Consider the following 9,974-nt stretch of genomic DNA (forward strand, 5'->3'; position numbering starts at 1 on the left):
CGTACCGCCTCCACGGCCGCACGACAGAGAAGCGACCTCAGGAACGATCATGACGGACCCGACCCCACCCCCGCAGCGAATTGCGCAGCAGAGTCGAGCGGTCCATGGGCGCCGCGGTCGAGAATGGCTCAGATGCCGCTTCTTCGTCTGCGGGTGGTACGCCGGTCACGCTCGTGCTGAACTACGAAAACGAAGGTGAGGTGCGCGGACGGCGGGGCGTCGGCCGGGGGATGCACCGGATCTTGGTCTTGGCCAAGGTTCCAGCCAAGCCGTTCACATACCGCGGATCAGCGTCGCAGCGAGTCCTGTGGAACATGCCTCCGACGCACGCCGCGTTCCTGATGGCCGCGGCGAGCGCCGGTCAGGTGGGGCAGCCTTGGTGGTGGCCATCGGGTACGTCGGGTACCCCGAGCGGACGCACTCGATGGCACCACAGCCGAGAGCGCACGTCCGGGCATTGGGTGGATGTGGACTCACCGAGCGTTCCGGGCCTGCACAATTCAGCTTGTGATCGATGACGACCCGTACCTGTGGCTGGAAGACGTTGAAGGTGAGGCCGCGCTCGAGTGGGTGGCCGAGCGGAACGCCGAGACGGAGGCCGTGCTGGCGGTCGGCGCAGAGTTCGCTTCCCTGAAGGAGCGCCTGCGCGAGGTGTTGGACGCTTCGGACCGTATCCCTTACACCACCCGTCTCGGAGTGTTCCTTTACAACTTCTGGCGGGACGCCGAGCACGTGCGTGGTGTGTGGCGGCGTACGACGCTGGAGCAGTACCGCAAGGATGCTCCCGAGTGGGAGGTCCTTCTCGACGTCGACGCGCTCGTCGCCGCGGAGGGCGAGAAGTGGGTGTGGGCCGGTGCGCGGGTGCGCCATCCCGATTACGACCGGGCATTGGTGTGTCTGTCGCGCGACGGTGGTGATGCCGTTGTGGTCCGCGAGTTCGACCTCGCCGGCCGGGCTTTTGTCGAGGGCGGGTTCCAGGTGGGGGAGGCGAAGACGTGGATCGGGTGGATCGACGCCGACACCGTCTTCATCGGCACGGACTTCGGGCCGGGCTCGCTGACCGACGCCGGCTATCCGCGGACGGTTCGCAGGTGGCGACGCGGCACGCCGCTGGAGGAAGCCGCCCTGGTCTTCGAGGCCGAGACGGGAGATGTGTCGGCCCGGGGCTGGCACGACACCACACCCGGTTTCGAGAGGGACTTCGTCGCCCGGTCGTTGGACTTCTTCCGCAGCGAGGCGTACCTCCTGACCCCCGATGCCGCGCTCGTCAAGATCGACGTTCCCGACGACGCCAGTGCCTATGCCCATCGCCGGCATCTGATCGTGACCTTGAAGTCCGACTGGCTCGGACAGCGGGCGGGCTCCCTGCTCGCGTTCGACTTCGACGCCTTCCTGTCGGGCGACCGCACCGCGGAGGTGCTGTTCACCCCAGATGAGCGGACGGCTCTGGCCGGGCACTCATGGACCCGCCACCATCTGATCCTGGAGACGATGCGCGACGTCAGCACCCGCATCGAGGTCCTCACCCCCAACCCCGGCGGTGGGTGGGCACGCAAGCCGCTCGCAGACGTCCCGGCGCTGTCCGCCGTCTCTGTCGTGGACACGGACCCGGACATCTCCGACGAGTACTTCCTGGACGTGTCGGGGTTCTTGCAGCCCTCCACCCTCTACCACGGGCAGATCGGCGCCGACACGGAGATCCTTAAGCAGGCGTCGGCCCACTTCGACGTGGCTGGTCTGGCGGTGGAGCAGTTCTTCGCGACCTCGCGGGACGGCACGCGGGTGCCATACTTCGTGATCGGCCCCGACCGTTCCCGCCCCGGCCCCGCCCCCGCCCTGCTTTACGGCTACGGCGGCTTCGAGGTCTCCCTCACCCCCTTCTACGACGCGGTGACGGGCCGGGCGTGGCTGGAGCGCGGCGGCACCTACGTGATGGCGAACATCCGGGGTGGCGGCGAGTACGGACCGGACTGGCACCAGGCCGCGCTCGGCGCGGACCGGCCGCGAGCATTCGAGGACTTCGCGGCCGTCGCCGCAGACCTCGTCGCGCGGGGCATCACCACCCCGGCCATGCTGGGCGCCGCGGGCGGCAGCAACGGCGGCCTGCTGATGGGCGCGATGGTCACCCGCTACCCGCAGCTGTTCGGCGCGATCGTCGCGCAGGTACCGCTGCTGGACATGCTCCGCTTCCATAAGCTCCTCGCCGGCGCGTCCTGGATCGCCGAGTACGGCAACCCGGACAACGAAGCCGATCGCCCCCACCTCCGTGCGCTCTCCCCGTACCACCAGCTCACCGCAGACCAGGTCTACCCGCCGGTTCTTCTGAAGACCTCCACCCGTGACGACCGTGTCCACCCTGGCCATGCCCGCAAAGCGGCCGCACGGCTGCGTGAACTCGGCCACCCGGTCCTGCTTCACGAGAACATCGGCGGCGGCCACGCGGGCGCCAGCGACAACGAACAGTCCGCCCACAACAACGCTCTGATGCATACCTTCCTGTGGCGGCACCTCACACCACCGGTTCGACCGGCCTCAGGCTGACCGCGCGGGACTCACCTGGACGCTGAGGGGGCCTGTCACCTCCGAGGGGACCGCGCCTGAGCCTTCCGCGAGCACGAGTTCCCCACGCGCCTCTTCGCGGACAGCGCTGGGGCGGAGTGTCCGGCCCAGCCCCAGTTGCTGTCGGTCTGACGCGGTGTGTGACGGCCATTCGCCGACGAACCCCGGGGCTCACATTCCCGCCGCCCCGATCCATCTGAGGGAATGCCCCCAGGGCTTCTGGCAGACGAGGTCGCAGAGTTGGGAAGGCGTCAGGGCAGACCACCCTGTGGAGACCGTGTATCGGGTTCACCGGGTTTGGTGTCGGGCTGGTGGCGTCGAGTCGGTTGATCAACTCGGTGACAAGTAGTTCCGGATCGCTCGTCGGCCTTGCCCTCGTGTGCGCTCCAACTCGTAGCGTGGTCAGGCATGGAGAACAGGACGCTGGGAGACAGCGAGATCGAGGTCAGTGCGCTGGGATTCGGGTGCTGGGCCATCGGGGGTGAGTGGCAGGACGCGGATGGGAACCCCCTCGGGTGGGGCACGGTCGACGACGAGGAGTCCGTCGCGGCGATCCGGCGGGCGATGGAGCTCGGGGTCACCTTCTTCGACACCGCGGAACGGCACCGGCCGCAGCGAGAGGGCACTGGGACGGGCGCTCGCGGGTCGGCGGGACGAGGTGGTCATCGCCACCAAGTGGGGCAACGTCTTCAACGAGGAGACCCGCACGCTGATCGGTGAGGACACAACCGTCGCGTACGCGCGCCGCGCACTGACCGCGTCGCTGCGGAGACTGGGCACCGATCGGATCGACGTGTACCAGCTGCATCTGGGAGAAGTGCCGCTGGGCGAGGCGGCCGAACTGCGCGAAGCGTGCGAGGATTTCGCGCGAGAGGGACTCATCCGCGCGTACGCCTGGAGCACCGACGATCCCGGGCGAGCCGCGCTCTTCGCCGACGGGGAGCACTGCGCGGGCGTCCAGCACGCGTGCAATGTGCTGGTGGACGCGCCGGAGATGCTGGCGCTGTGCGAGGAGCGCGGACTCGCGTCCATCGTGCGCAGCCCGCTCGCTATGGGCCTGCTCACCGGCAAGCAGGGCTCCTCCGGCCGCGGCGCAGCGGGTGACATCCGTTCGCTGCCGCCCGCGTGGCTGCGCTGGTTCGATGAGGGCGGCGTGCCCGCAGCCCAATGGAGGGCGCGCATCGACGCCGTACGGGACGTGCTCACCGCCGACGGCCGTACGCTTGCACAGGGCGCCCTCGCGTGGCTGTGGGCACGCAGCCCGCGGACAGTGCCGATCCCCGGCTTCCGCAGCGTCGCCCAGGCCGAGGAGAACGCCGGGGCCCTCCAGCGCGGCCCCTTGTCCAAGGCCGAGCTCTCCGAGGTCGCTGAGCTGCTGCAGTGAGAGGTCTGGCCAGGCTCCGCTCCGCACGACGAGAGCTCAACTGCAGGCGGAGGCTCCACGCCGAAGGATGTCCCGTAACTGCTGTCGCCGTCGCCGGGGGACCGCGTGTGACCGATGGTCTGCCGAAGATGAGCTCGACGTCCTCGGCCACACAGTGCGTCATAACGATGACCAGTTGGCGGGTGTCGTCGATGCGCCGTCGGAGAACAGGATCGCTGTCATCGTGTTGCCGCTGATCGATCCCAATACCGGGATGCGTCGGAAGTGGGGCTGCCACTGGGTGCCCTGGTGGTCTTCCTCGGCTGCCGGCAGGCCACCTACGGGTCCGCGACCCTTGTGTTCTTCGGCCACTTCGACTCGGTGATCCCCGACCAGGAGCCGATGTTCGAGCTGATGCTGCAGCAACTGCTGGTGCGTCTCGGTGTGGGGGAGGGCTACCGCCCGCCCGTCTGCGCGCACGCCTCGCCACGGTGGGAGCCGCGGATGAGTTCACGGGCGAGCCCGTGCCGCCTTTCGGATAACCCCACAGCACGTGTCCTCGTCGGCCTGATGGTCCCGCACGCCGCACGGATGCTGGTCGCCGCGGACCACCGACGGCTGATGGCCGTCGCACCGCTCGGGCGATCCGAGCCGTCCTGTTGTCGGCCGACTCAGCGATGTTCCTGTTGCTTCGGCCGCCAAGGCGGCGGACAGCCTCCGCCTTGCGTTCTCACGGGCGATCTCATCGATCGGAGATCCGTTCCGAGCGTTGTCGTTCTTGTTGGCTATGCGTGAGCACGCGTGTGCCGTTCCGGCCGACGCGCCAACAGTGGCGGATTGCGCCATGAGATGTATTCACTGGAGAGAACGCCGCTCGTACAGGAACCGACGGCAATCACGACAGCATCGCTTCGTGAGGGGATGAGGCCGACGCGACCGGACGCATCGGCAACCACCGATATCTGCCGCGGCGCCGCAGCGTCGGCCGGGCCCGCGGGCGCGGACGGGGTGGGCTCTCTGACCCTGGCGCTTCGCGGGCGGAGCGCCGGAGCCACCCCCGTGGTCACCGTCGAACGGCTATCGGGGAATCCCCCCGGAGGCGCGCAGTAGTGCGCATAGGCAAGGGCGATGTGGCGAACGACAGGGCCGTCCCGAACGGACGGGCCCGGATCTCCGGCTGACTACGTCCGAAGGAGCGTTCATGCGTATCGATCTCACGGGACGGACCGCCCTGGTGACAGCGTCGACGCAGGGTATCGGGGCCGCCATCGCGGCCGGCCTCGGGCGGGCGGGGGCGCGGGTAGGGGTCAACGGCCGCGACACGGGGAGAGTGGACGAGGCGGTCCGGCGGCTGCGGGACGAGGTGCCGGGCGGTGATTTTGTCGCCGTCGGCGCGGATGTCGTGTCCGAAGAGGGCGCTGCAAGTGTCCACGAGGCGTTGCCGGGCGTCGATGTCCTCATCAACAATCTGGGTATCTTCGGTTCCAAGGACCCACTAGACATCGCCGACGAGGAATGGCGCCGTTACTTCGAGGTGAACGTCCTCGCCGCCGTCCGCCTCACCCGCGCCTACCTGCCGCGGATGACCGAACGCGGCTGGGGCCGCATCCAGTACATCGCCAGCGAGTCGGCAGTGGCCATCCCCGCGGAGATGATCCACTACGGCATGACGAAGACCGCCCTGCTGGCCGTCGGACGGGGCTTCGCGAAGAAGGCCGCCGGGACCGGCGTCACCGTCAACTCGGTCCTTGCCGGCCCCACCCACACTGCCGGTGTGGAGGACTTCGTGTACGAACTGGTCGGCCGCGACCTGCCGTGGGACGAGGCGGAGCGAATCTTCATGAGCGAGCACCGCCCGCAGTCGTTGCTGCGGCGTCTGATCGCGCCCGAGGAGATCGCCAACATGGTGGTGTACCTGAGTTCCGACCAGGCCTCCGCCACCACGGGCGGTGCGTTGCGGGTTGACGGAGGCTGCGTCGACGCCGTCATCCCCTGACCGCCGTATCGGACGCGGTGGACGGTGGCCACCGTGGAGGAGACGCCGGGCTCCGGATCTTCGGCCAGTTTCCTGGTGCCAGTCACCCCACCGCCCGCCACACCCTGATCGGCGCCTTCGGGACCTGGGAGGCCACCGGCGCCGCGTTTTGTTCACCGGCGACGTCCTTGGTGCGCCGCGCGGGAAACCTGGGCTGCTGCCGGCGGGGCGCAGGTCTTGGCCACTGCCGCTTCTAGAGCCGTCCGGCCTCGGCGAGGGCCAGCAGGTCGTTCGCGGCTTCCTGGGAGCGAATTCGGATGGCGGCCGGGTCGGGGACCGGTCCGCCGAGCAGGGCGGTGTCCACGATCTCCGCCTGGAGGAGGGCGGAGAAGACGTGCGCGGCCCGTGTGGGGTCGCTGACCTCGGAGCGCAGTTCCGCCGGCCAGTGGGACAGGTGTCGCGTGAACAGGGCTACGCGGTCTCCGAGAATCTCCTGTTGGTAGCGGCGGCCGAGTTCGGGGAAGCGCTGCGCGTCCCGGGTCACTACCCTGAACAGCGCCAACTGCTGTTCGGACAGGATGTGTTGGAGAAGCCCGCAGCCCGCTTCCGTCAGGCCTTCCAGGGGCGGCAGGTTCAGCCATTGCGGGTCTGCGGTCTGCGCGGAGGTATCGCAGGCCTCCTGGATGACGGCGACGAAGAGATCGTCCTTGCTGTCGAAGTGCCGGTACAGGGTGGTGATGGACACGCCTGCGCTCGCGGCGATGCGGTTGACCGAGCTTCCGCCGTAACCCTCTTCGAGGAAGGCCGCGAGGGCAGCGTTGATGATCGCCTCGCGCTTGCGCGCCATAAGGCGCGCTTTGGGGTCGTTCTCGGCCCAGGTCCGCACGGCTCTTCCTCCGGTCTCGCGTCGCCTTGACAGAGCATACGACAGCATTCACTATCGTGTCATACGACAGTGATTGCTTTCGTATGAGACAAGGAGTGACAGATGCGGAACACAGACATCCCGCGGGTGCTGGTCCTCGGGGCCACCGGCCGTACCGGAGCGGCGGTCGTGAAGACACTGGAGGCGACACCCGGCCAAGCAGTCCCGGTGCGCGCTTCACGCAGCAAGGCCACCGTCGAGCAGTGGATCAAGGAAGGGAAGGAGGCGGTCCGCATCGATCTCGATGACCCCGACACCTTCCCCGGCGCACTGGAGGGCATCGACCGGGTATTCCTGATGACCGGCTACACCTCGGCGATGAACCACCAGACCAAGACCCTGGTGGACGCCGCCGAGGATGCCGACGTCAGCTTCGTGGTGCACCTGGGCGTGTTCAGCGACAAACGCTCCACCGACCCGCACTTCGCCTGGCACGAACTGGTGGAGCGCTACATCGCCGGCTCCAAGCTGGCCTGGACGAATGTGCATCCGCACGTGTTCATGGAGAACCTGCTGGGCATCAACCGGCTGCGCGACGGCCAGATGGTGTGGCCGATGGGCGACAAACAGGTCGGCTGGGTCGCCAACGACGACATCGCAGTGGTCGTGGCCAAGGTCCTGGCCGAAGGCCCCGAGACGCACGCGGGCAAGGACTACTACCTGTCCGCCGATCTGCTCAACGGCGCCGAGGTGGCCGAGGTCCTCGCCGCCGCCCTCGGACGGGAGATCCCCGCGCTGGTCCTGACCCCGGACGATCTGCAACGCATGATCGATGCCGGGCTGGACACCGCACCCGCCAACATGGACGCCGCGTACGCGGCCAGCACACTGATCTGGGCGCAACAGACCTACGAGGGCCGCTTCGACTACTCCGCGGTCACCACCAGCACGGTCCAGGACCTGCTCGGCCGAGAGCCCATCCATCTCGGCTCGTGGGCCACCGCACACCGTCAGGACCTGCTCGATCAGCTCTCCTGACAGCAGCGGCAGAACGCGTGCGATGCGGCGTCGACAGGCCCCGCTACCGCGCGTCCGTGACGGGTTCGTGCGTCATCCCCCGAGCGCGGCGGCGGACCGGCCCAGGTGTCGACCGGCTGGGCCGGGCTCACCGATCCGGCCCAGGGAACCCGGACTCGCCGCTGCTAAAGACATTTATCCAGTACCGCTCTGGCGGCATCGGCCGGTTGCGGCAGGGCCGCTATCCGATCAGGGATTGCGTACCGAGGACGGCGAAAAGCGCAAGGCGTTCGGCGTCCTCGGTACCGGGCTCGGCCGTGTAGATCATGATGCGCAGGTCGCTGCCCGCCACGCTGAGCACGTCGCAATCCAGTGTCACGGCGCCCACCTGGGGGTGATCGATGGTCTTGCATGACGCCTCGTGCCGGCCCACGGCCCCTGAATCCCATAGCTCGGCGAACCGGTCGCTGCTCGCACGCAACTCTGCGACCAGCCGCCGCAGCCGCTGGTCTGCCGGATAGCGGCTCGTTGTCGCACGCACCTCCGCGACCAACGCGGTCTCCATCGCACCCCGGGACTGCGGTGTGTGGCGGACGCGGCTGCCCGAGCCGAGGAAGTGACGCCACACACCGTTGCGCTCGCGCCCGTGCCACTCTCCCATCAACGCGGTGTACAGCGGGTTGGCAAGGAGCAGCGTCCACGCCGCGTCGAAGACCGCCACGGGAGTCGCGGTCAGCCTGTCCAGCATCCGGTGCACGCTGGGCGTGATGTAGGCGGGCACCGTGCCCTGCCCCGGAGGTACGAGCCCGGCGAGGTGGAACAGGTGCTCGCGCTCGGCTCCGGACAGTCGCAGAGTCCGCCCCAAGGCCTCGACGACCTGCTCCGACGGGTTGGTCGCCCGGCCCTGTTCCAGACGGGCCGGGCTGTCCGCGGGCGGCCATCGGCGGGCGGCAGGGCTGCGCCGGGAGGAGCTGGCCATGCTGGCCGGGATCTCCGTGGACTACGTGAGCGTCCGGGGGAAACCCGGTCGCGCCAACGCCGTACTGTCCGTCCGAACTCCGTTCCCGCCATGCCACCACTGTGCACCGCCCCGCGTGGATCTTCCTGGTACTGACAGTCCCAGGAAGACGGGACTCGGCAGGAACGCATGCAGGACCCACCACCTCGACGGGTAAGGCCACAACCAGACGCGTCCGGCGGGGCGGGAGCCGGCGCCTTTGGTGCCCTTGGCCGGTGTCAACGAGGATTGATTGACCAGCGCGCTGTCTGCCGGGCGGGCGAGGCGTCCTCCATTCGGCCCGCAGTGGTTGCTGTGGCGTGGAGTTGGGGGAGGGCTGTGAGTGCGTCCAGCGATCGTCGCGGGCGCCAGGAGGGGCGTTCCCCGTCGAACGAGCGGGGCCAGCCCCTATCCCACCGACCCATACGAGACTTGGAGATTCCCATGCCGTACCGCAAGGGGCAGCACGTGGAGTACCGGGACCGGCAAGACGAGCTGCAGCAGGGCGAGATCCGGCAGACCGAGAGCAGCGGGGCACAGACTCGCTACGCCATCCAGAACGACAAGACCATGCGAGAAGAGAAGGTCAACGAGAACCAGATCGAGCGGGAGCTGTAGTAACGGTCCTGCCGACGAAGCCGCCGTTGCACCGAGTCGGAGTGCAGCGGCGGCTGCTCGTGTTTCACCGCGGCTGTTCCGGGTCCGGCCATGGGGTCCAGGGAAGGGCTTCACGCCAACCAGGTCGCCCGAGGGCCCAGTCTTGAAGGACCTTGGCCACAGGCGCCAGACCGAACAATTCGTGACCCCGCGGCGCCCAAGCCTGGAAGTGTCGCTCCGGGCCGCCTTCTCTGTATTCCAACCGGTAGCTCAGGTCATCGTTGAGGTACACCTGCATGTAGTGCTGGTCGGCAGGCTCCAGGTCGAGCCGCCTCACCACGACGTACCGGCAGCCGAGACTCATGTCGGCCAGCAAGTCGTGCAGCTGTTCCTCCGACGGGTCGTCCCAGGAGGCCCCGTCCGCCTCAGGCGCCCGCAGTATCGGTGATTCCATCCTTGATCTTGCGTGGGTATCCCCGGCTTCAGCCGGGGAGGGAAACGCATCCTTGGAGCGGAGGCGCGGAGCGCCGGAGTTCTCTTCGTCTGGGGGGGACGGTCAGATAGGGCGCTTCTGGCCCTCGATGTACTGCCGTATCACGGT

Annotated in this window: 6 protein-coding genes and 3 pseudogenes; 6 read left to right on the top strand and 3 right to left on the bottom strand. The window is 68.4% G+C overall.

Annotated features, from left to right (window positions below):
- Positions 1 to 498: 498 nt before the first annotated feature.
- Together ABZV38_RS37830 and ABZV38_RS37835 are read left to right on the top strand one after the other, a co-directional pair.
- A complete protein-coding gene (locus tag ABZV38_RS37830; protein ID WP_356333188.1) occupies positions 499 to 2,541 on the top strand; it encodes a prolyl oligopeptidase family serine peptidase in 2,043 nt (680 codons plus the stop codon).
- 426 nt (positions 2,542 to 2,967) lie between these two features.
- Positions 2,968 to 3,943, top strand: a pseudogene (locus tag ABZV38_RS37835) (aldo/keto reductase).
- 159 nt (positions 3,944 to 4,102) lie between these two features.
- Here the strand turns inward: ABZV38_RS37835 and ABZV38_RS37840 are convergent.
- On the bottom strand, positions 4,103 to 4,402 hold the full coding sequence (locus ABZV38_RS37840; RefSeq protein WP_356333178.1) for a hypothetical protein: 300 nt from the start codon (positions 4,400 to 4,402) through the stop codon (positions 4,103 to 4,105).
- Between the two features lie 721 nt (positions 4,403 to 5,123).
- Between ABZV38_RS37840 and ABZV38_RS37845 the strand changes: the two genes are divergently transcribed.
- Positions 5,124 to 5,918 (top strand): SDR family oxidoreductase, encoded by a 795-nt coding sequence (locus ABZV38_RS37845; protein WP_356333180.1) that lies wholly within the window; start codon positions 5,124 to 5,126, stop codon positions 5,916 to 5,918.
- 232 nt (positions 5,919 to 6,150) lie between these two features.
- Here ABZV38_RS37845 and ABZV38_RS37850 read toward each other — a convergent pair whose 3' ends face one another.
- Complete coding sequence (locus tag ABZV38_RS37850) at positions 6,151 to 6,783, bottom strand: TetR/AcrR family transcriptional regulator (RefSeq protein WP_356333182.1); 633 nt, start codon at positions 6,781 to 6,783, stop codon at positions 6,151 to 6,153.
- 102 nt (positions 6,784 to 6,885) lie between these two features.
- Between ABZV38_RS37850 and ABZV38_RS37855 the strand changes: the two genes are divergently transcribed.
- On the top strand, positions 6,886 to 7,800 hold the full coding sequence (locus ABZV38_RS37855; protein ID WP_356333184.1) for an NmrA family NAD(P)-binding protein: 915 nt from the start codon (positions 6,886 to 6,888) through the stop codon (positions 7,798 to 7,800).
- A 220-nt stretch (positions 7,801 to 8,020) separates the two neighbouring features.
- Here the strand turns inward: ABZV38_RS37855 and ABZV38_RS37860 are convergent.
- Positions 8,021 to 8,695, bottom strand: a pseudogene (locus ABZV38_RS37860) (helix-turn-helix transcriptional regulator); the annotation flags it as partial.
- On the opposite strand from ABZV38_RS37860, the pseudogene ABZV38_RS37865 reads away from it, so the two are divergent.
- Together ABZV38_RS37865 and ABZV38_RS37870 are read left to right on the top strand one after the other, a co-directional pair.
- Positions 8,670 to 8,813, top strand: a pseudogene (locus ABZV38_RS37865) (transcriptional regulator); the annotation flags it as partial. The pseudogenes ABZV38_RS37860 and ABZV38_RS37865 overlap by 26 nt on opposite strands.
- A 407-nt stretch (positions 8,814 to 9,220) precedes the next feature.
- Positions 9,221 to 9,394 (top strand): hypothetical protein, encoded by a 174-nt coding sequence (locus ABZV38_RS37870; protein WP_356333186.1) that lies wholly within the window; start codon positions 9,221 to 9,223, stop codon positions 9,392 to 9,394.
- Positions 9,395 to 9,974 lie beyond the last annotated feature (580 nt).

The organism is Streptomyces sp. NPDC005181, from assembly GCF_040608395.1.
Lineage (GTDB): Bacteria > Actinomycetota > Actinomycetes > Streptomycetales > Streptomycetaceae > Streptomyces.

What these genes read in the sequence shown, in the direction of transcription:
- ABZV38_RS37870 (WP_356333186.1), top strand. Translation starts at nt 9,221, where the DNA reads ATGCCGTACCGCAAGGGGCAGCACGTGGAGTACCGGGACCGGCAAGAC.
- ABZV38_RS37845 (WP_356333180.1), top strand. Translation starts at nt 5,124, where the DNA reads ATGCGTATCGATCTCACGGGACGGACCGCCCTGGTGACAGCGTCGACG.
- ABZV38_RS37855 (WP_356333184.1), top strand. Translation starts at nt 6,886, where the DNA reads ATGCGGAACACAGACATCCCGCGGGTGCTGGTCCTCGGGGCCACCGGC.